The 21,098-nt window shown below is 69.5% G+C and carries 17 protein-coding genes; 5 read left to right on the forward strand and 12 right to left on the reverse strand.

Features of this window, described 5'->3' with window-relative positions:
• Positions 1-33: 33 nt before the first annotated feature.
• Complete coding sequence (locus tag CJ301_RS00685; protein WP_099273201.1) at positions 34-2,499, reverse strand: penicillin acylase family protein; 2,466 nt, start codon at positions 2,497-2,499, stop codon at positions 34-36.
• Between the two features lie 105 nt (positions 2,500-2,604).
• Between CJ301_RS00685 and CJ301_RS00690 the strand changes: the two genes are divergently transcribed.
• From CJ301_RS00690 to tsf, 3 genes are all read left to right on the forward strand, one after another.
• Positions 2,605-3,474 carry an NAD(P)-dependent oxidoreductase gene (locus CJ301_RS00690; RefSeq protein ID WP_099273203.1) on the forward strand — a complete coding sequence of 290 codons (870 nt, stop codon included), beginning with the start codon at positions 2,605-2,607 and terminating at the stop codon, positions 3,472-3,474.
• Positions 3,475-3,630: 156 nt separating this feature from the next.
• Positions 3,631-4,416 (forward strand): 30S ribosomal protein S2, encoded by a 786-nt coding sequence (gene rpsB, locus CJ301_RS00695; RefSeq protein WP_099273205.1) that lies wholly within the window; start codon positions 3,631-3,633, stop codon positions 4,414-4,416.
• Positions 4,417-4,510: 94 nt separating this feature from the next.
• The gene (gene tsf / locus CJ301_RS00700; RefSeq protein ID WP_099273207.1) at positions 4,511-5,386 is read left to right on the forward strand and encodes a translation elongation factor Ts; all 876 of its coding nucleotides are present in this window, start codon (positions 4,511-4,513) and stop codon (positions 5,384-5,386) included.
• Between the two features lie 330 nt (positions 5,387-5,716).
• On the opposite strand, the gene CJ301_RS00705 is transcribed toward tsf, so the two are convergent.
• From CJ301_RS00705 to CJ301_RS00720, 4 genes are all read right to left on the reverse strand, one after another.
• Positions 5,717-6,478, reverse strand: a complete 762-nt coding sequence (locus tag CJ301_RS00705) for a helix-turn-helix transcriptional regulator (protein ID WP_099273209.1) — start codon at positions 6,476-6,478, stop codon at positions 5,717-5,719.
• 282 nt (positions 6,479-6,760) lie between these two features.
• Entirely contained in the window at positions 6,761-7,657 is an 897-nt protein-coding gene (locus CJ301_RS00710) for a nickel/cobalt transporter (RefSeq protein WP_099273211.1), read from the reverse strand.
• Positions 7,639-8,307 carry a DUF1007 family protein gene (locus CJ301_RS00715; protein WP_099273213.1) on the reverse strand — a complete coding sequence of 223 codons (669 nt, stop codon included), beginning with the start codon at positions 8,305-8,307 and terminating at the stop codon, positions 7,639-7,641. Before CJ301_RS00715 ends, CJ301_RS00710 begins: the two co-directional genes overlap by 19 nt.
• 108 nt (positions 8,308-8,415) lie before the next feature.
• Positions 8,416-8,844, reverse strand: a complete 429-nt coding sequence (locus tag CJ301_RS00720; protein WP_099273215.1) for a MerR family transcriptional regulator — start codon at positions 8,842-8,844, stop codon at positions 8,416-8,418.
• Between the two features lie 131 nt (positions 8,845-8,975).
• Here CJ301_RS00720 and CJ301_RS00725 point away from each other — a divergent pair, with 131 nt between their 5' ends.
• The gene (locus CJ301_RS00725; RefSeq protein WP_254050020.1) at positions 8,976-11,189 is read left to right on the forward strand and encodes a heavy metal translocating P-type ATPase; all 2,214 of its coding nucleotides are present in this window, start codon (positions 8,976-8,978) and stop codon (positions 11,187-11,189) included.
• Between the two features lie 71 nt (positions 11,190-11,260).
• The gene (locus tag CJ301_RS00730; RefSeq protein ID WP_099273218.1) at positions 11,261-13,594 is read left to right on the forward strand and encodes a Tex family protein; all 2,334 of its coding nucleotides are present in this window, start codon (positions 11,261-11,263) and stop codon (positions 13,592-13,594) included.
• Positions 13,595-13,701: 107 nt separating this feature from the next.
• Here the strand turns inward: CJ301_RS00730 and phoB are convergent, their stop codons facing one another.
• The 7 genes from phoB to CJ301_RS00765 all read right to left on the reverse strand — a co-directional run bounded on the left by phoB (position 13,702) and on the right by CJ301_RS00765 (position 21,086).
• A complete protein-coding gene (gene phoB, locus CJ301_RS00735; RefSeq protein ID WP_099273221.1) occupies positions 13,702-14,391 on the reverse strand; it encodes a phosphate regulon transcriptional regulator PhoB in 690 nt (229 codons plus the stop codon).
• Positions 14,392-14,395: 4 nt separating this feature from the next.
• Complete coding sequence (phoU, locus tag CJ301_RS00740; RefSeq protein WP_099273223.1) at positions 14,396-15,109, reverse strand: phosphate signaling complex protein PhoU; 714 nt, start codon at positions 15,107-15,109, stop codon at positions 14,396-14,398.
• A gap of 12 nt (positions 15,110-15,121) precedes the next feature.
• Positions 15,122-15,916, reverse strand: coding sequence for a phosphate ABC transporter ATP-binding protein PstB (pstB, locus tag CJ301_RS00745; protein ID WP_099273225.1), 795 nt, complete (start codon positions 15,914-15,916; stop codon positions 15,122-15,124).
• Between the two features lie 26 nt (positions 15,917-15,942).
• On the reverse strand, positions 15,943-17,286 hold the full coding sequence (pstA, locus tag CJ301_RS00750) for a phosphate ABC transporter permease PstA (protein WP_099273227.1): 1,344 nt from the start codon (positions 17,284-17,286) through the stop codon (positions 15,943-15,945).
• The gene (gene pstC / locus CJ301_RS00755; protein ID WP_099273229.1) at positions 17,283-18,746 is read right to left on the reverse strand and encodes a phosphate ABC transporter permease subunit PstC; all 1,464 of its coding nucleotides are present in this window, start codon (positions 18,744-18,746) and stop codon (positions 17,283-17,285) included. Before pstC ends, pstA begins: the two co-directional genes overlap by 4 nt.
• 116 nt (positions 18,747-18,862) lie before the next feature.
• Complete coding sequence (locus CJ301_RS00760) at positions 18,863-19,906, reverse strand: substrate-binding domain-containing protein (RefSeq protein WP_099273231.1); 1,044 nt, start codon at positions 19,904-19,906, stop codon at positions 18,863-18,865.
• Between the two features lie 145 nt (positions 19,907-20,051).
• Complete coding sequence (locus CJ301_RS00765; protein ID WP_099273233.1) at positions 20,052-21,086, reverse strand: sensor histidine kinase; 1,035 nt, start codon at positions 21,084-21,086, stop codon at positions 20,052-20,054.
• Positions 21,087-21,098: the final 12 nt, after the last annotated feature.

Below are 21,098 nucleotides of genomic sequence, written 5' to 3' on the forward strand. Positions count from 1 at the left end.
GGGGCAACCGGCGCGCGGCGCGGCGGTTCCGCCTCAGGTCGGGGCGGGGATCAGCTGGGTGATGCCGACGGCGGCGCCGCGGGCGAGGGAGGGGTCGAGCGACATGGGGATGTATTCGCCGCGCCGCCACAGCTCGCCCAGATCGTCGTAATGGCGCGACAGCGGGTGGCCCGACTGGCCGGTCGAGACGATGAAGACCGAGCTGTCGGGGTCGGCGAAGTCGTAGACGCCGCGATAGCCCGCCGCGTGGACGTTGTGGAACGGGTCGGGTGCGCGCCCGTCGGTCAGCCCGCGGCGCAGCGTGTTGTCGCCGCCCGAGGTGCTCTGGCGCAGGTTGACGAACCAGTTGAGAAACGGCGCGCGGCCCAGCACCGGGTGATCCTGCCGCGCCTCATGCGCGTCGCCCCAGCGCAGCGCGTCGAGATCGCCGCCATATTTCTCCGCGATCCAGATCAGCGCGTCGTCGAGCGCCATCCGCGCGATGTCGGCGCAGCTTTCCTCGGCCGCCGACTGGCGGATGTCGCACCAGGCCGCGGCGCCGCCTTCGTCGCGGAACACCCGGTCGATGAAGAGCGGCCGCAGATGGGCGTATTGCGCCGCCAGCGGGCCGAGATCGTCGCGGATCAGCCGGTCCTGAAGCGCCCGCATCCAGGCGGCGTAGATCAGCGGCTCGGGCAGGTGCTCGTTCATCTCGCCGTTCCATTCGCCCAAGAGCTCCAGCGCGCGCTGGCGGCGGCGCTCGGGCGTGCCTTCCTCGGCGGGCTCTCCGGTGAACCACAGATCCGCGCCGACGATCGGCAGCAGGGCGCGCGCGGTCGGGCTCACCGTGTCGAGCTGCGCCTCGATGAAGCTGTCGCGGGTATGCACCTCGCGCGATTGCATCAACCCGCGCCAGCGCGCGATGCGCTGCGTGTCGCCCCAGTGATAGGAGACATGCTCGGGAAAGGGGCGATCGACGGTCTTGTTGTTGGTGTTGCCGACGAGCCCGCCCACCGGCTCGGTGCTTTCGGGCAGGTCGGAATAGGACAGCCGGCCCTGCCAGCGGTTCTCGGCGATGTAGCCCAGCGTCGGCAGGCGGCCCTTGCTCTGGTGGTCGGGGTCGCGCAGCGGCACCGCGCCCACGGTCTTGAGCGCGACGCGGTTGCGATCGGCGAGGATCAGGTTCTGGTTCGGCGCGACCTGCAGGCGGCCGGCGCGGATGCCTTCCTCGATCGAGCGGGCCTGCATCAGCCGCAGCCCCGCGGTCATCGAGGTGTCGTCATCCGACAGGCCCGACCAGGCCAGCGACATGACATGGCCGCGCGGGCGGATCGTGTCGAGCGCGAACTGCTCGGGCGGCAGCACCGGGCCGTTGGCGGTGCGCTTGAGCCGCAGCGTGACGGCGGCGGCGTCCTTGATCTCGACGATGCTGTCGCGCGCCTCGAACCGTTCCCAGCCCTCGGGCGTGCGGTATTCGGCGGCGTTCTTGGGGTTCACCTCCTCAGCGTAGAGGTCGAGATCATCGGCGAAGGAGGCGGTGATGCCCCAGCCCAGATCGGCGCTGCGGCCCGCCAGGACCAGCGGGATGCCCGGCACGGTCGCGCCGATCACCCCGCCCGAGCGCAGCTCCAGCCGCGCGAGATACCAGATCGAGGGCGCGGTGAGCAGGCGGTGCGGATCATTGGCCAGAAGCGTCGCCCCGGTGGCCGAGCGCGAGGGCCCGGCGGCCCAGGCGTTCGACGCGCCCGAAAGCGGCGCGGGCAGGCTGGCCGAGAGCGGGTCGAACGGCGCCTCGGCGGCGGCGACGCGGACAGGGATCTCGGGCATCAGATCGGCGTAGCGGGGCAGGGCGGTGAGGCCCGGGCCCGGCACGTCGGGCAGGATGTCGCGCAGCCGCTCCTCTTCGAGCACGAGCGAGGTCCGCGCGCGTAGCACCTCGGCCTGCAGGTGGTCACTCTGCTGCCAGCCCATGAGCTTGAGGATCGCGATGCTGTCGGCGGGCTGCCATGGCGCGATCGGCTGGTTGAAGAGCCACATCTCGGGCGCGCCGCGTCCCAGCGCCCCGGTGTTGACCTCGCCCAGCCAGGCGTTGACGCCCGAAGCATAGGCGTCGAGCGCGGCGCGGGTCTGGCCGTCCTGATCCTCGAGCGAGGCGGTGGCGGCACGGTAGAGATCGAGCCTGCGCATCAGCACGTCGCTTTCGACGGTGCGCTGGCCGAACAGCTCTGACAGGCGGCCCTGCACCGTGCGGCGCAGCATCGTCATCTGCCACAGCCGGTCCTGCGCATGGGCGTAGCCGAGCGCGAAGAACACGTCGCGGTCGGTCGAGCCGAAGATGTGCGGCACATTGGCATGATCGCGCACGATCTCGACCGGCGCGGTGATCCCGGCGACGCGGGTGCGCGCGTCGTAATCGGGCAGGGAGCGGGCGAAGAACCACCATGTCAGCGCGAAGGCCACGAGGCCCAAGAGGATCGCGCCGACGGTCAGGCGCAGGAGCCAGCGGAACAGGGTGGCCATCGATCCTCCGGGGGTGTTCGGCGCCCGCGCTTGACGGGCCGGTTGGGCATGGTGAGTATCGCGCCTCGGGGGCGAGCGAAAGCCCCGGGAGGCAGGGAGAGCGCAATGGCGAAGCTGACATTTCTGGGACTTGGCGTGATGGGATACCCCATGGCGGGGCATCTGGCCCGCGCGGGCCACGAGGTGACGGTCTACAACCGGACCACGGCCAAGGCGGAGAATTGGGCCAAGGAACATGGCGGCCACCACGCCGCGACCCCGCGCGAGGCGGCGCGCGGCGCCGGGATCGTCCTTGCCTGCGTCGGCAATGACGACGACCTGCGCAGCGTCTGCCTGGGCGATGACGGCGCCTTTTCGGGCATGGAGGCGGGCGCGCTTTTCGTCGACCACACCACCGTCAGCGCGGCGGTGACGCGCGAGCTTGCCGGGCAGGCCGACGAGATGGGCCTCGGCTTCGTCGATGCGCCGGTTTCGGGCGGTCAGGCGGGGGCCGAGAACGGCCAGCTTTCGGTGATGTGCGGCGGCGCGCAGGACCATTTCGACCGGGCCGAGCCGGTGATCGACGCCTATGCCAAGATCTGCCGCCGCTTGGGCGAAAGCGGCGCGGGGCAGCTGGCGAAGATGGCCAACCAGATCGCCATCGCCGGGCTGGTGCAGGGCCTGTCGGAATCGCTGGCCTTCGCCGACAAGGCCGGGCTCGACGGGCGGGCGCTCGTGGAGGTGATCTCGCAGGGCGCGGCGGGAAGCTGGCAGATGGTCAACCGCCACGGCACCATGCTCGACGATGAGTTCGAGCACGGCTTCGCGGTGGACTGGATGCGCAAGGATCTCGGGATCTGCCTCGATGCGGCCGACGAACTGTCGGTCAGCCTGCCGGTGACGGCGCTGGTCGACCAGTTCTACAAGGAGGTGCAGCAGATGGGCGGCGGGCGCTGGGACACCTCGTCGCTGATCAGGCGGCTCAGGCGGCCCTGAGCGGGGTTGCCTTTGCGGGCGGGTGGCGCTATGGGCGGCGCACGATCAATCCCGCAGGCGGAGGCGGGCCACGGGCGGGAGACATCCCCCGCGGTCCACCGGTTGGGGCAGACGCCCTGATCCTCCGCCGAGGCTAAACCGGAAAGGTATAGAGACATGGCTCTTCCCGAGTTCTCCATGCGCCAGCTGCTCGAGGCCGGCGTTCACTTCGGCCACCAGACCGCCCGCTGGAACCCGCGGATGTCCGAGTACATCTACGGCGCCCGCAACGGCATCCACATCATGGACCTGACCCAGACCGTCCCGATGCTGGACAAGGCGCTGCAGGTCGTGCGCGACACCGTCGCTAAGGGCGGCCGCGTTCTCTTCGTCGGCACCAAGCGCCAGGCTGCCCAGCCGATCGCCGACGCCGCCGAGAAGTCGGCCCAGTTCTACATGAACCACCGCTGGCTCGGTGGCACGCTGACCAACTGGCAGACCGTGTCGCAGTCGATCAACCGCCTGCGCGCCATCGACGAGGCGGCCGAGCAGGGCTTTGCCGGCCTGACCAAGAAAGAGCGTCTCGGCATGGAGCGCGAGCAGATCAAGCTTCAGGCCTCGCTCGGCGGCATCCGCGAGATGGGCGGCGTGCCGGACCTGCTCTTCGTGATCGACGTCAACAAGGAAGACCTGGCGATCTCCGAAGCCAAGAAGCTCGGCATCCCGGTCGTCGCCGTCGTCGACACCAACTGCTCGCCCGAGGGTGTGGACTACGTGATCCCGGGCAATGACGACGCCGCCCGCGCGATCGCGCTCTACTGCGACCTTGCCGCCCGCGCGGCGCTCGACGGCATGAGCGCGCAGCTCGGCGCCGCCGGCGTCGACATGGGTGCGATGGAGCAGTTCACCGAAGAGCAGCTCGCCGCCGGCGCAGACGCCGAAGCCGAGGCCGCCGCCCAGTAAGCGGGCCCGCCCGGCAAGGCCGCTGGCCTTCCCAGACGATTGCCGGGCGCGGATCACCGCGCCCGGACTCCATTCAAATTCTAGGAGAGATGCGATGGCGATCACCGCGAGCATGGTCAAGGAACTGCGCGAGAGCACCGGCGCAGGCATGATGGACGCCAAGAAGGCGCTGACCGAAACCGATGGCGACATGGAAGCCGCGACCGACTGGCTGCGCACCAAGGGCCTGGCGAAGGCCGCCAAGAAATCCGGCCGCACCGCCGCCGAGGGCCTCGTGGCCGTCGCGGTCGAGGGTGGCCGCGGCGTCGCGATCGAGCTGAACTCGGAAACCGACTTCGTCGCCAAGAACGCCGATTTCCAGGCGCTGGTGTCGAAGATCGCCAAGGCCGGCGTCAAGGCCAACAGCCTCGAAGAGCTGAAGGCCACCGATCTCGACGGCAAGCCGGTCGAGACCCAGGTCACCGACGCGATCGCCAAGATCGGCGAGAACCTGACGCTGCGCCGCATGGCGATGGTCGAGGGCGAGAAGGTCGTCACCTACGTCCACAACGCCGCCGCGACCGACATGGGCACCATCGGCGTTCTGGTCGCCTTCTCGGGCGCTGACGAGGCCTTTGGCCGCCAGGTCGCGATGCACATCGCCGCCGCCAACCCGGCCGCCCTGGGCGAAGCCGATCTCGACCCCGCGATCGTCGAGAAGGAAAAGCAGGTCCAGATGGACATCGCCCGCGAAAGCGGCAAGCCCGAGGCCGTGATCGAGAAGATGATCCAGGGCCGGATGAAGAAGTTCATGGCCGAATCGACCCTGCTCGGTCAGGCCTTCGTGGTGAACCCCGACCTGACCGTCGAGGCCGCAGCAAAGGAAGCCGGTGCGACCATCACCGGTTTCGTGCGTCTCGCCGTGGGCGAGGGCATCGAGAAGGTCGAGGAAGACTTCGCCGCCGAGGTGGCCAAGGTCGCCAAGGGCTGAGCCCAAGCTTTCGAGCCGAAGATCGCAGACGCCGCCCGCATCGCGGGCGGCGTCTTGCATTGCGCGGATGTGAAACGCGTCGGGGCAGGGCGGCAGGATCGGTTCGGTGGGGCAGTTCGCCACATGAAAGTGCCGCGCCCGGCGGCGACGGGCGCGGCGATCTCATGCTGAATTCCGACCTGCTGCTGTCGGAGAAGGCCCGGCTCCTCGATCATCTCGGGGCGGCGCCATGGTCGAAACGACCGATACTCGTGAACATCACAACCATGTCACGACATGTGATTCTCCGAAAGTCAGGTAAACCAGACCCCGTGACGCCATGGTTTTGCCTTAAGTATAGAGTTGCGAAAATCGCAGCGCGCGGGCGATGGCCTGGGCCGTCGTCGTGGCATCGAGCGCTTCGCGCGCCAGCCGCAGATGCTTGTCGATCGTCGCCGGGCTCAGATCGAGCTCCTGCGCGATCTGCTGCACCGTGAACCCGGCGGCCACGCGCCGCAGGACTTCCTTCTGGCGCGCGGTCAGCCGGAAACCATCCGTGTAGATCAGCTGGAATCTCTGGTGGAAGACATGGATCTGCGCCTCGATCTCGTCGCGCTGGCGCAGCCACAGCCGATCGAGCCGGCTTTGCGGCAGATCGGGACGGGCGGCCAGCACCAGCGTCGCATGGGTATGGTTCGGCAGGACCGGAAAGCTCACCATCGCCCCGGCGCGCAGCTGGTGCATGCGGTTGAGTTCCCGCAGGCGGGTCTCGCTGACCGGATCGCCGGGGGCGAGCATGTGATGCCGGCTCCACAGCAGGGTGCCGGTGTGATCGCGCGCCCAGATGGCATAGCGCGTGTCGAGATAGAGATCCTCGGCGACGAAGCGGCGGGTATAGGTCTCGCCATGGCTGCTGCGCAGGATCCAGTTGGAGGGGGCGTTCGGGCCCGGTTCGGGAAGAGCGGTGAAGCCGTAGAGCAGGCGATCGAGACCGTAGCTGTGCATCCTGTCGCAAAACAGCGACCAGAGCGCATCGTCCTGCGCCAGCTTGCAGGCGTCGGATATGAACGCGAGTGCCGTATTGCGAACCGGGGCCGTGGTCGTGACGTGCATTTCTTACGGTATCATCTTGCGGATCATATCCAACCCTCTCGGTATATATTACATAATCTTCGTTATGAGATAATCGTTATGACCCGGGGCATCCTTCGACATCGCATATGACAATCGCTCCATCCTGCCGCATATGAGCTGACCGATACTCCCCGCCCGTGGGTTTATTTTCGGTAAAGACAAGCGATGGTCCTGCCGAACGGCTGCCTCGCGGCGCCTGTCGTGCTACGGATGATCCTCGCCCCAAATGGCGCGGCCCTTATCCCCGTTTCTCTCTCCGGCCTAGCTCGCCACCCCCGCCATCTCGAACGAAACGAGCAGGATCGCTCCCCCGGCGAGCAATTCGATCAAAGGCAGGACATGAGCCGCCCTTGCCGTTCCGCTCAGGGAAAACAGCGTGCTCTGCCGGATGAAGACGCTGCCCGCCGCCACGAGCACGGTCAGCGCGGCGGTGCCCGAAGACATCGCCACCGCGCCCAGGATCCCTGCGCCGAGGATATCCATGTGCCAGGTCAGCACGAGAAGCAGGATCGCCCCGGAGCAAGGCCGGATCGCGATGCTCGCGATCAGCACCGCGGCGTCGCGCAGCCCGTGCGCGCCCAGAACCTCGTCGGGGCTCGGGCCGTGGCGATGGCCGCAGCCGCCATGGCAGGAATGGCCATGCGCCGCCTTCGCGGCGCCGGTCCGCAGGCTCCACAGGCTGCGCGCCCCGCGGATCGCCAGCCACAGCCCGATCAGCCCGATCGCGGCCGCGCTGACGGGCAGCATGATCGTCTCCGCCGCGCCGGTCATCTGGCTGCGGGTCCAGCCCAGCACGAACAGCCCCGCAAGCACCAGCACGATCGCGGTCGCCGCCTGCCCCAGCGCCGACAGCAGCGAGATCAGCGACAGCCGGAAGAGCGGCACCTCGTGGCTCACCCCATAGCCGCCGATCAGGAACTTGCCATGCCCCGGCCCCAGCGCGTGAAAGAAGCCATAGGCGAAGCACAGCCCCGCAAGCGCGGCCAAAGCGCCCGGCTCGCCCGCCCTGAGAGCGCGCAGACCGCCCGCCAGCGCGTTCTGGAACTCGCGCTGCCAGCCTGCGGCCCAGCGGGCCAGATCCTGGTCGGCACCGCTCGCCAGCGCCCAGATCCCGGCGCCCACGAGCAGGACCGGAAGGATCAGGACGAGGCGGCGCATGACAGCACGAAGCGGTCGGCGAACAGCGCGCCGATATCGGGAAGCTCGACCACCGCGAAGGGATCGGAGCCGGCGTCGACCGCGGCCAGCTGGTCGCCATATTCCGCCTCCGCCGCCGCGCGGTCCGCCTCTTCGCGCCGGATGCGGCAATCCTCGCGCCCCGAGATCGCCGGGGCCGCGGGCACGTCGTAAGCCACGAAATATGTCGGGTCATAGGCCCGCGCGGTCACCACGCCCTCCGTCGCGTCGAGCGGCGCGGCGAGCGGACGGACATGCGAGGTGACGACCCGGCCGTCCTCGAACCGGGCGCGATGCCTGACGGGGCCGTCGAGCGCCACCTCGGCCCCGTCCTGCGCAAGGACGAAATCCCCCGGAAAGCCCGCGGCCCAGTCGACGTCATGCCCGGCATAGGCGTCGAGCAATGCCTGCTCGGGCGTGCCGTCGCCATCGGCGTCGAGCCCGTTCTCCTCGATCAGCATCAGCGAATAGAACTCGTCATAGGCCCAGTCGATGCGGACGGCCGCGAGGCGGCCCGCATCGTCGAAGACCAGCTCGAAGGCGGCATCGATGAACACATGCGGATGCGCCTGTGCCGCGCCGGAAAGCACCGCCGACAAAGCGAGGCAGGAAAGAGGAATGCGCCAAGTCATGTCGCCTAATAGGAGCGCGCGCGACCGATCGGCAAGGGCCTTGGGCGCGATGGGCGAATTCGAGCCGGTCCACGGGCCCGCCCTGCCCCGGCATCGCGTCCCGCCCCGTCAGGGCTGCGGCGCGCCATGATCGGAGAGGCATTCCTCGTGATCGCGCAGCACTTCGAGGATACGGCAATCGGCCACCCGGTCGGCGTGGCATTCGCCGATCATGCGTTGCAGCTCGCCCCGCAACGCCTCGAGCCGGGCAAGGCGCGCCTCGACCTCCGACAGCTGCCTGCGCGCGACCGCGTCCACCTCGGCGCAGGAGCGCTCGGGGCTGTCGGAAAGATCGAGCAATTCGCGGATCGCCTCCAGCGAAAAGCCGAGCTGCCGCGCGTGGCGGATGAAGGCCAGCCGGTCGAGCTGGGCCGTGGCGTAGCGGCGCTGGCCGCCCGCGCTCCTCTCCGCTTCGGGCATCAGCCCGATCTGCTCGTAATAACGGACCGTCTGCACCTTGGTGCCGGTGCGCTTGGCCAGCACGCCGATGGACAACATGGGGGCTCTCCTTTTTGTGCGGCGCGCGAAAGGCCCCGGCGCTTCGGTCGAAGGGCGGCAAAGAGCCTTGAAGCTACACCCGCTGTAGGTCCCATATAGGAACCCGATCGGGAATCACCACGGAGAAGATCATGTCGGCGGAGGAAGCGGGGCGGCGCGAATGGCGCGTGACGGGCATGGATTGCGGCGCCTGCGCGGCCAAGGTGCGGGGCGCGGTCGAACGCCTGCCCGGCGTCGAGGATGTCGACGTGGCGCTCATGGCCGAGCGGCTGCGCCTGCGGTTGGATGATGGCCAAAGCTCGCCCGAGAGCGTCGAGAAGGCGGTGCGCAAGCTCGGCTTCGGCATCGCGCCCAAGGGCGCGCGCCCCGAGCGGCCCAAGGGCGGCTTCGTTTTGCCCGAGGGCGCCTTTCCCGTGGCCGAAGAGACGGCGGATGCCGACCCGGCCGGGGCGGCCCCGCCCGAGGAGGCGCGCCCCCCCGCATGGCACGAGACCGCCAAGGGCCGGTTGGTGATCGGCACGGGCGCGCTGCTCGCTGCCGCCTGGGCGGCGCGGCTGGCGCTTCCGGCCGGGGTCTCGCATTGGGGCTTCATCCTCGCCACGCTGATCGGGCTCCTGCCCGTGGCGCGGCGCGGCTTCGCGATGCTGCGGGCGGGCATGCCCTTTACCATCGAGATGCTGATGACCATCGCCGCGGGCGGCGCTCTGGTGATCGGCGAGGCCGAGGAGGCCGCGCTGGTGGTCTTTCTCTTCGCCGTGGGCGAGCTGCTCGAAGCCGTCTCGGCGGGCAAGGCGCGCGAGGGCATCCGCGCCCTGTCCCGGCTCGTGCCGCGCACCGCGCGGCTGGAGACCGATGGCCGGGCGCGCGAGGTGCCCGCCGAGGCGCTTCGCATCGGACAGGTCGTGCAGGTCCGCCCCGGCGACCGCGTGCCCTGCGACGGCGCGGTGCTGAGCGGCACCTCCGGCGTCGATGAAAGCCCGGTGACGGGCGAGAGCGTGCCGGTTTTCAAGACGCCGGGCGCCGATGTCTTCGCGGGCACGATCAACGCCGAGGCCTTGCTGCGCGTGCGGGTGGACAAGGCGGCCCAAGACAACACCATCGCCCGCATCGTGCGGCTGGTGGAGGAGGCCGAGAGCGCCCGCGCCCCGACCGAGCGCTTCATCGACCGGTTCAGCCGCGTCTACATGCCCGCCGTGGTCGGCGCGGCGCTTCTGGTGGCGGTGCTGCCGCCCCTGCTGTTCGGCCAGCCCTGGGGCGAATGGACCTACCGCGCGCTGGCGCTGCTGCTGATCGGCTGCCCCTGCGCGCTGGTGATCTCGGTCCCCGCCTCGATCGCCTCGGCGCTTTCGACCGGCGCGCGCAACGGCCTTCTGATGAAGGGCGGCTCGGTGATCGAGGCGGCGGCCCGGACCACCCATGTCGCCTTCGACAAGACCGGCACGCTCACCCACGGAAAGCCGCGGGTGACGGAGCTGGAGGCGATTTCGGGCAGCGAGGCCGACCTGCTGGCGCTGGCCTCCGGGGTGGAGAGCGGCGCGAGCCATCCGCTGGGCCGGGCGATCTGCGCCGAGGCCGAGCGCCGGGGCATCGCGCCGGCCCCTGTCCGCGATGGCTGCGCCCTGCCCGGCAAGGGGGCGGAGGCGGTGATCGGCGGCATGACGGTCAGCGTCGGCGCGCCGCGCCTCGCGCGAGAGCGCGGCGCGCTGCCAGAGGCGCTCGAAACTCGCGTGGCGGCCCTGGAGGCCGAGGGCAAGACGGTGGTGATCGTGCTCAAAGGCGATGCGGCGCAGGGCTTCATTGCCTTGCGCGACGAGCCGCGCGATGATGCGGCTCAGGCGGTGGCGCAGCTGCGCGCCATGGGGATCGCCCCGCTGATGCTGACCGGTGACAACCCGCGCACCGCGCAGGCCATCGGCGAAAGCCTCGGCATCGCGCATCGCGCCGGGCTGATGCCCGAGGACAAGGTCGCGGCCGTCCGCGCGCATCCGCCCGAGGCGCGGGTGATGATGATCGGCGACGGCATCAACGACGCGCCCGCGCTGGCCGCCGCGCATGTGGGCGTGGCGATGGGCTCAGGCACCGACGTGGCGCTGGAGACGGCCGATGCGGCGATCCTGCGCGACCGGGTGGGCGACGTGCCGGGCGCGATCCGGCTGGCGCGCGCGGCGATGGGCAATATCCGCCAGAACATCGCCATCGCGCTGGGGCTGAAGGCGGTCTTCCTGGTGACCACCCTTCTCGGCATCACCGGGCTGTGGATCGCCATTCTCGCCGATACCGGGGCCACCGTGCTCGTGACGCTGAACGCGATGCGGCTTCTGGTCTTTCGCCCCGCGCGCGGCTGAGGCCCCTGCCCGCCCTTTCGCAGCGTGGCCCGCCCGCGTATGAGGAGACCCGAGCAGAGGAAAGGACGAGCATGGACCGCGCCAGCCGCATCAACCGGACCATCGCGCAGGAGATCGGGGCGAAGGCGCCGCAGGTCGCCGCCGCGATCAAGCTTCTCGACGAGGGCGCGACGGTGCCCTTCGTCGCGCGCTACCGCAAGGAGGCCACCGGCGGGCTCGACGACGCGCAGCTGCGGCTTCTGGCCGAACGGCTGGGCTATCTGCGCGAGCTCGACGACCGGCGCGACGCGATCCTGAAATCGATCCGCGAGCAGGACAAGCTCACCGAGGCGCTGGCCCGCGCGATCGACGCCGCCGACACCAAGACCCGGCTCGAGGACATCTACCTGCCCTACAAGCCCAAGCGCCGCACCAAGGCGATGATCGCGCGCGAAAACGGGCTCGGGCCGCTGCGCGATGCGATCATGGCCGATCGCGGCCGCGACCCGGAGGCGCTGGCGAAAGCCTATCTGAATGATGCGGTGCCCGACACGAAGGCCGCGCTGAACGGCGCGCGCGACATCCTGACCGAGGAGCTTTCGGAGACCGCCGACCTGCTGGGCGAGCTGCGCGGCTTCCTGCGCAAGGAAGCGGTCGTCACCGCCAGCGTCGTTCCGGGGCAGGAAGAGGCCGGGGCCAAGTTCTCGGATTATTTCGATCATTCCGAGACATGGGCGGCGATGCCCTCGCACCGCGCGCTCGCCATCCTGCGGGCGATGAAGGAAGGCGTCATCCGCTTCGACATCGGCCCCGACAAGGAGATCGGCGCGCCGCGCTGCGAGGCGATGGTCGCGGCTAGGCTGCGCCCTTCGGGCGATGGGCCGGGCGACCGCTGGCTGCGCGAGGTCGCAAGCTGGGCCTGGAAGGTGAAGCTTTCGACCACGATGATGACCGAGCTGGTGGCCGAGCTGCGCGCCCGTGCGCATGAGGAGGCCATCTCCGTCTTCGCCCGCAACCTCAAGGATTTGCTGCTCGCCGCACCGGCGGGCGCGAAACCCACGCTCGGCCTCGATCCGGGCATCCGCACCGGGGTGAAGGCCGCGGTGATCGACGCGACGGGCAAGCTGCTCGCGACCGACACGCTCTATCCGTTCCAGCCGAAAAAGGATGTGCGCGGCGCGCAGGCGGCGATCCTGCGGATGATCGAGGCGCATGGGGTCGAACTCATCGCCATCGGCAACGGCACCGCCTCGCGCGAGACCGAAAGGCTCGTCGCCGACACGCTGGCGCTGCTGCCGTCTGGCGCGAAGACCCCCACCAAGGTCATCGTCAGCGAGGCGGGGGCCTCGGTCTATTCGGCCTCGGAGCTGGCGTCGAAGGAGTTTCCCGGTCTCGACGTGTCGCTGCGCGGGGCGGTCTCCATCGCGCGGCGGCTGCAGGACCCGCTGGCCGAGCTGGTGAAGATCGAGCCCAAGAGCATAGGCGTCGGCCAGTATCAGCACGATGTCGACCAGCGCCGCCTGTCGAAATCGCTCGAAGCGGTGGTCGAGGATGCGGTGAACGCCGTGGGCGTCGATCTCAACACCGCCTCCGCGCCGCTTTTGTCGCATGTCTCGGGGCTGACCCCGGCGCTGGCCGAGGCCATCGTCGCGCATCGCGATGAGGCGGGCGCCTTCGCCAGCCGCAAGGATCTCTTGAAGGTGGCGCGGCTCGGGCCGCGCGCCTTCGAGCAATGCGCCGGTTTCCTGCGCATCCGCGACGGGCGCGAGCCGCTCGACGCCTCGGCGGTCCACCCCGAGGCCTACGGCGTGGCGCGCCGGATCGTCGCCGATTGCGGCCGCGATCTGCGCGCCCTGCAATCCGATCCCGGGGCGCTGAAGGAGGTCCGCGCCGAGGCCTATGTCGACGATCATTTCGGCCTGCCCACCGTGCGCGACATCCTCGCCGAGCTGGAAAAGCCCGGACGCGACCCGCGGCCCAGCTTCAGGACGGCGAGCTTCGCCGAGGGCGTGGAGGAGATCGGCGATCTGCGCGAGGGGATGAAGCTCGAAGGCACGGTGACCAATGTCGCGGCCTTCGGCGCCTTCGTGGATATCGGCGTGCATCAGGACGGGCTGGTTCATGTCAGCCAGCTCGCGGATCGCTTCGTCAAGGACCCGCATGAGGTGGTGAAGGCGGGCGACGTGGTGCAGGTGCGGGTGACGGAGGTCGACGTGGCGCGCAAGCGCATCGGGCTGACCATGCGCAAGGATGGCGGCGCCTCGGCCAGGGAGGACCGCAACGCGCGCGGCCCCCGGCGGGGCGACGCGCCGAAAAAGCCCGCCAAGCCGCCGCGCAAGGAGGCTCGGCAGGCCGGCGCGCCCGCGCGCGGCGACCAGACCGGCTCCTTCGGCTCCGCCCTGATGGAGGCGATGAAGAAGCGCTGAAGTGGCGCGGGTATCGCGTCCGGAGCATGTCCCCGGACGCGATCCTCGTTGCCGCCACCGGACCGGGCGGCCCCGCGCCGCCGCGCCGGACCGGGCGTCGTCGCCCCCTACCCCAGCGCGTAGCCCGCGCCGCGCACCGTGCGCAGCGGATCGGTGCCGCCATGCGCGCAGAGCGCCTTGCGCAGCCGTCCGATATGCACGTCGACGGTGCGCGTGTCGACATAGACATCGCGGCCCCAGACCCGGTCGAGCAGCGCCTCTCGGCTCCAGACCCGGCCGGGCCGCTCGAGGAAGGTCGCGAGCAGGCGGAACTCCGTCGGCCCGAGCTTCACCGGCTGCCCTGCGCGCTGCACCCGGTGCGTCTCCGCGTCGAGCGTGATGTCTTCGAAGCTCAGCGTCTCGCCCACGCCCGCCGGGCGCGAGCGGCGCAGCTGGCTCTTCACCCGCGCCATCAGCTCGCTCACCGAATAGGGTTTGACGACGTAGTCATCGGCCCCCGTCTCCAGCCCGCGCACACGGTCCACCTCCTCGGTGCGGGCCGAAAGCATGATGATCGGCAGGCCGCGCGTCTCGGGCCGCGCCTTGATGCGGCGGCAGATCTCGATGCCGCTGACGCCCGGCAGCATCCAGTCGAGCACGACCAGATCGGGGATCTCCTCGGCCACCATGAGCAGCGCCGCGTCGCCATCCTCGGCCTCCGAGACGCGGAAGCCCTCGGATTCGAGGTTGTAGGCCAGCACCGCGCGCTGCGACGGCTCGTCCTCGACGATCAGCACATGCGGCTTCACCCGGCGCATCGGTTCACTCCGGCTGTGCCACGTAGGAGGTGTTGTCGCCCTTGGGGCGGTCTTCGTCGGGCATCTGGCCTGTGGTCAGATAGATCACCTGCTCGGCCATGTTGGTGGTCAGATCGCCCATGCGCTCGATGTTCTTGGCGATGAAATGCAGGTGCATGCAGGCGGTGATCGCGCGCGGGTCCTCCATCATGTGGGTCAGGAACTCGCGGAACAGCGCGTTGTACATCTGGTCGACGTCCTGATCGCGCTGCAGCACCTCGGCGGCGAGATCCGCGTCGCGGTTGACGAAGGCGTCGAGCGTGTCGTTGAGCATGTCGCGCACCTCGCGCGCCATGCGCTTGAGCGCGGCGTCAGAGCCTTCGATCGGGCTCAGCTCGGCGAGGATCGAGGTGCGCTTGGCCATGTTCTTGGCATAGTCGCCGATCCGCTCGAGGCTGGCGGCGAGCCGCAGCACCGACAGGATTACCCGCAGGTCGCGGCTGACCGGCGCGCGGATCGCGATGACGCGCGCGGCCTCCTCGTTGATCTGTTCTTCGAGCGCGTCGATCGCCTTGTCGCCGCGGCGCACGGCTTCGGCGTTCTCGACGTCGCGGTCGGCGAGGCTCTGCGCGCCGTCGATGATCGCGGCCTCCACCAGACCGCCCATCTTCAGGATCAGCGCCTGGATGTTTTCGAGATCGCGGTCGAAGGCCGAGGAGATGTGATGCTTGTCCTGCATGGTCCTGCTCCCTTACCCGATCCGGCCCGAGATGTAGCTCTCGGTGCGGCTGTCCTCGGGATTGGTGAAAATCTTGCCCGTTTCGCCGTATTCGACGAGATGGCCCAGATGGAAGAACGCCGTGCGCTGGCTCACCCTCGCCGCCTGCTGCATCGAGTGCGTCACGATCACCACCGTGAAGTTCTGCCTGAGCTCGTCGATCAGCTCCTCGACCTGCGCGGTGGCGATCGGGTCGAGCGCGGAGCAAGGCTCGTCCATCAGCAGGATCTCGGGCTCGGTCGCCACGGCGCGGGCGATGCAGAGCCGCTGCTGCTGACCGCCCGAAAGCCCGGTGCCGGGCGCGTGCAGCCGGTCCTTGACCTCGTCCCAGATCGCGCCGCGGCGCAGCGCCTTCTCGACGATCTCGTCGAGCTCGGCCTTGTTGCGGGCCAGCCCGTGAATCTTCGGCCCGTAGGCCACGTTGTCGTAGATCGACTTCGGGAAAGGGTTGGGTTTCTGGAACACCATGCCGACCTTGGCGCGCAGCTGCACCGGATCGACGCGGGGGTCGTAGATGTCGGCCTCGTCGATCCTGATCTCGCCGGTGACCAGCGCGCCGGGGATGGTGTCGTTCATCCGGTTGAGGCAGCGCAGAAAGGTCGACTTGCCGCAGCCCGACGGCCCGATGAAGGCGGTGACGGTGCGGTCGGCGATATCGACATCGACGCCCTTGATCGCGTGGGTGGTGCCGTAATGCACATGCACGTCGCGGGCGGTGATCTTGGTCTTGTCGGTCACGGCATTGTCCATGGGTCGCATGTCGTTCATGTCCGGGCCTCCTGCCCTTTGCGCGCTCACCAGCGCCGCTCGAAGCGGCGGCGCAGCAGCACCGCGATGAGGTTCATGGCCAAGAGGAACGCCAGCAGCACGATGATGCCGCCCCAGGCGCGCTCGTAAAAGGCCGGATCGGCCCGCTTGGCCCATTCGTAGATCTGCGCCGGCATGGCGGAGTTGGGGGCGAGGAAGCCCTCGGCCACGCCGTCGGGATAGTTGGTCGCGATATAGCCCACCATGCCGATCAGCAGCAGCGGCGCGGTCTCGCCCAGGGCCTGCGCGAGGCCGAGGATGGTGCCGGTGAGGATGCCCGGCATCGCCAGCGGCAGCACGTGATGAGTCACCGCCTGCATCCTGGAGGCGCCGACGCCGAGCGCCGCGTCGCGGATCGAGGGCGGCACGGATTTCAGCGCGGCGCGGGTCGAGATGATGATGGTGGGCAGCGTCATCAGCGTCAACACGAGGCCGCCGACCAAGGGCGCCGATTGCGGCAGATGCATGAACTGGATGAACACCGCGAGGCCGAGAATGCCGAAGACGATCGAGGGCACGGCGGCGAGATTCGAGATATTGACCTCGATCAGGTCGGTCAGCCGGTTCTGCGGCGCGAATTCCTCCAGATAGATCGAAGCCGCGACGCCGATCGGCAGCGACAGGATCAGCACCACCAGCATCATGAAGAACGAGCCCAGCATGGCGACGCCGATGCCCGCCTGCTCGGGGCGCGAATCCGAGGCGTCGGCCCCGGTGATGAAGGCAAGATTGAAGCGCTTTTCCACTGCGCCCGCCTCGCGCAGCGTATCGACGAGATCGAGATGCGCGGCGTCGAGATTCTTGTCGCGCGCGAGGCTTTCGCGGCTCACCCGGCCCTTGAGATAGCCATCGACGCGGCTGGAGGCGAGCAGATCGAAGCTGACGGTTTGGCCGATCAGCGACGGATCGGCAAGCACGCGGTCGCGGATCTTCGCGGCGGCGGAATCCGACAGGATCTTGGTCAGCGCCTTGCCGTCGAGCTCGGTCTCGATCCCCTCGCGCGCCACCAGATCGGTGAGCGCCGCCTCGATCAGCGGCTTGTAGCCGAAGGTCGAGACCTTGGCGATCTTGTCGGGGTCGCGGTCGCCGTCCTTGTCGAGCTTTTCCTCCAGAAGCGGCACGTCGAGCTGGACATAGGTCTGGCTGAAGGCGGTGAGCCCGTTCGACAGGATCGCCCAGAGAAGCGCCACGAGAAAGGCCATGCCGACGGCGAGCGCCGCGATGCCGTAAGCCTTGAAGCGGGTCTCGGCGCGGTTGCGCCGCTTGGTGCGCGCATCCGTCACCAGAAGCGAGCCGCCCCGCGCCGGGGTGTCGTTGGAGATATCGGTCATTCGTACTGCTCCCGGTAGCGGCGCACGATCCACAGCGCGACGACGTTGAGCGCGAGGGTGATCACGAAGAGGGTCATGCCGAGGGCGAAGGCCACCAGCGCCTCGGGCGATGAGAAATCGGCGTCGCCGGTGAGCTGGCTCACGATCTTGGCGGTGACCGTGGTCATGGCGTCGAAGGGGTTCATCGACAGCCGGGCCGCGGCCCCTGCCCCCAGCACCACGATCATCGTCTCGCCGATGGCGCGGCTGGCCGCGAGCAGCACCGCGCCGACGATGCCGGGAAGGGCCGCGGGAAGCACCACCTGCCGGATCGTCTCGGAGCGGGTGGCCCCCAGCCCGAGGCTGCCGTCGCGCAAGGACTGCGGCACGGCGTTGATGATGTCGTCCGACAGCGAGGAGACGAAGGGGATGAGCATGATGCCCATGACGAGACCGGCGGTCATCACCGCCGTGCCGCCCTGCATCCAGCCAAGCCCCAGCCAGCCGCCGCGCCCGAAGGCCTCGACCAGAAGCGGGCCGACGGTCAAGAGCGCGAAGAGGCCGTAGACGATGGTCGGGATGCCCGCCAGCATCTCCAGCATCGGCTTGGCCCAGCTGCGCACGTTCCTGTGGGCATATTCGGCAAGGTAGATCGCGGCGAAGAGCCCGATCGGCACCGCCACGATCAGCGCGATGATCGAGATGTAGAGCGTGCCCCACAGAAGCGGCAGGATGCCCAGCTCGGAGCCGCCACCGAAGCTCGGGCTCCATGTGGTGCCGAAGAAGAACTCGGCCGCAGGATAGAGGCGGAAGAACTCGACCGTGTTGAAGATGAGCGCCAGGACGATGCCCACCGTGCTCAGGATCGCGATCAGCGCCGCCGCGATCAGCCCGCCGCGCATCGCCCGTTCGACCGCGTTGCGGGCGCGGATGTCGGGCCGCGCGCGCGAGATGCCCCAGGCGGCCCCGGCGAGCGCGAGGCCGATCACCGCGATGTCGCGCAAGAGATGGCCCAGCCCGCTCACCCGCTGCCAGCGCAGCGCCGCGTCGCGGGTGGCGGGCGTCACGTCGGAGCCGAGCGCCACGCCCTGATCGGCCATGACGGCGCGCAGCTCCTCGGGCGGCAGCGCGCGCGCCGCCTCGGGCGACAGCCGCCCCGAACTGGCGGCGGTGTCGAGCCCGGCGGCGAGGCGCTGCACATCGGCCATCATCAGCGACGGCACCGCGCCCTCGGCGGCTTCGGCCTGCAGCACCGGCCAGGTCAGGCTTCGGGTGACGACGGGCTGGGCCACGAGCCACAGCGCGAGCAGCAGGAGCGCCGGGCCGGCGGCATAAATGGCTGCGGTCCAGCCGTAGTAATGCAGGAGGGAATGGAGCCTGCGCGCCTCTCGGCGGGCGGCGCCCCGCGCGCGGGCGCGCGCCAGCACGAAGCCTGCGGCGGCGATGACCAGCACGATCAGGGCGGTCCAGATGGGGGGCATGGCGGGGCCTTCGATTGTCGAGGCCCGAAGCGCCTGCGCTTCGGGCCGGGATGTCTGCTATGTCGCAGCGGGTCCGGGCGGCGGCGCGAAGACCGCCCCCCGGCAGGTCCGCCGCGTTACATCGCGCCCATGGTGGTGCCGTTCGCGACCGTCTCCTGCGTCGCGGCCAGCTCGGGGTCGGAGACGAGACCGTAATCCGACAGCGGGCCGTCGGGGCCGGCGATCTCGTCGGCGACGAAGAACTCGACGAATTCCTGCAGCCCGGGGATCACGCCCAGATGCGCCTTCTTGACGTAGAAGTAGAGCGGGCGCGAGACGGGGTAGTCGCCGGAGGCGATGGTTTCGACCGTCGGCTCGACGCCGTTCATGGTCGCGACCTGAAGGCTGTCGGTGTTGTTCTCGTAAAAGGACAGGCCGAACACGCCGAGCCCCTGCGGGTTGGCCTCGATCCGGGCCAGCGTCTCGGTGTAGTCGCCGTCGATATCGACCGACACGCCGTCGGTGCGGGTCTCGATGCAGGCCGCCTCGGCCGCGTCCTCGTCGCCGCCATTGATCTCGAGGATCTGCTCATAGGCGCCGCTTTCCTCGCAGCCCGCGAGCAGCACCTTCTCCTCGAACACCTCGCGGGTGCCGTGCTTGGTGCCCGGGATGAAGGCGAGGATCTCCTGATCGGGCAGGTCGGCGTTCACCTCGGCCCAGCTGGTGTTGGGGTTCTCGACCAGCGCGCCGTCCTGCGGGATTTCGGCGGCGAGCGCCTCGTACCAGTCGGCGGGGGTGAAGGCGAAGCTCTCGCCGTCGATGTCGGAGGCGAAGACGATGCCGTCATAGCCGACCCGCACCTCGATGATCTCGCTCACGCCGTTGGCGGCGCAGGTCTCGATCTCGCCCTCGCGGATGGGGCGCGAGGCGTTGGCGATGTCGATGGTGTTCTCGCCCACGCCCTCGCAGAACCGCGCGAGACCGGCCGAGGAGCCGCCCGATTCCACCACCGGGGTCGGAAAGTCGAAATTCTCGCCGAAGGCTTCGGCCACGATCGAGGCATAGGGCAGCACGGTCGAGGAACCGGCCACCTGCACGTTGTCGCGGCCCTGTGCGGCGGCGAAGCCTGCGGTGGCGGCGAGGAGGGCGGCGCTCGAGACGGTCATCTTGACGAAGGACATGGATCGCTCCTGTTGTTCATTCCCCCGAAGCGCCGAGGCGCTTCGTTGGGGTCCGACTACGGGTCGTAGACCTCGCTTTTGTGACAGCCATGTAAAAGTTTCATGACAGGTCGGAACCTAGCGCGGCTGACCGAGGGGCAAGGGCTCAGCCGACCGGCAGGATGACGATGAACCGGCTGCCCTGCCCTTCGCGGCTTTCGATCCTGAGCCGGCCGCGATGGCGGTTGACGATGTGCTTGACGATGGCGAGGCCCAGACCGGTGCCGCCCATGTCCCGCGAGCGGTGCTGATCTATGCGGTAGAAGCGCTCGGTCAGGCGCGGCAGGTGATGCGCCGCGATGCCTTCGCCCTGATCGCGCACCACGAGGCGCACGCCCGGCCCGCGCAGCTCGGGCTGCGGCTCGGGCGCGCCGAGCGTGACCTCCACGGCGCGCCCCGCGCCGCCATACTTGATCGCGTTGCCGACGAGATTGGTGATCACCTGCCGCAGCTGCTCCTCGTCGCCGGGCACGATGACCGGCGGCTCGGGCGCGGTGAGCGAAAGCGTCACCCGGTCGCGCGCGGCGATGGGGTCGAGGAGCGCGATCACCTGCGCGGCCAGCGCCGACAGATCGACCGCCGCGGTCGGACGGTGCCGCTCGCCCTGCTCGACGCGGGCGAGCGACAGAAGATCGGCCACCAGCTGCGACATGCGCGCGGCCTCGCGCGCCATGATTGCGAGAAACCGCTCGCGCGCGGCGGCATCGTCGCGCGCCGCGCCGCGCAGCGTCTCGATGAAGCCCGACAGCGCGGTGATCGGCGTGCGCAGCTCGTGGCTCACATTGGTGACGAAGTCGCGCCGCATCGCATCCGCCGCCTCGACCTCGGTGATGTCCTCGAAGCTCAGGGCGACGCCGGGCCCGGTGTCGAGCGCGACCGCGCCGATCGTCACCTGCCAGGTGGTGTCGCGGTTGCCCGAGCGGCCGAGATATCGCGCATGTCGCGTCTCGCCGTCGCGCAGAACCGCCTCGACCGCGTCGAGCACCGCCGGTTGGCGCAGCGCGGTGATGTAGTGCCGCCCCGGATGCGCCGCCCCCAGAAGCCGCAAGGCCGCCGCGTTGGCCGCCTCGATCCGTTCGCCCGCGCCGATCAGCAGCACCGGAAAGGGCAGCGCCGCCATGAGCGACCGGGTGGCGTTCATCGCCCGGTCATC

This window comes from Limimaricola cinnabarinus (assembly GCF_002723615.1).
Classification (GTDB): domain Bacteria; phylum Pseudomonadota; class Alphaproteobacteria; order Rhodobacterales; family Rhodobacteraceae; genus Limimaricola; species Limimaricola cinnabarinus_B.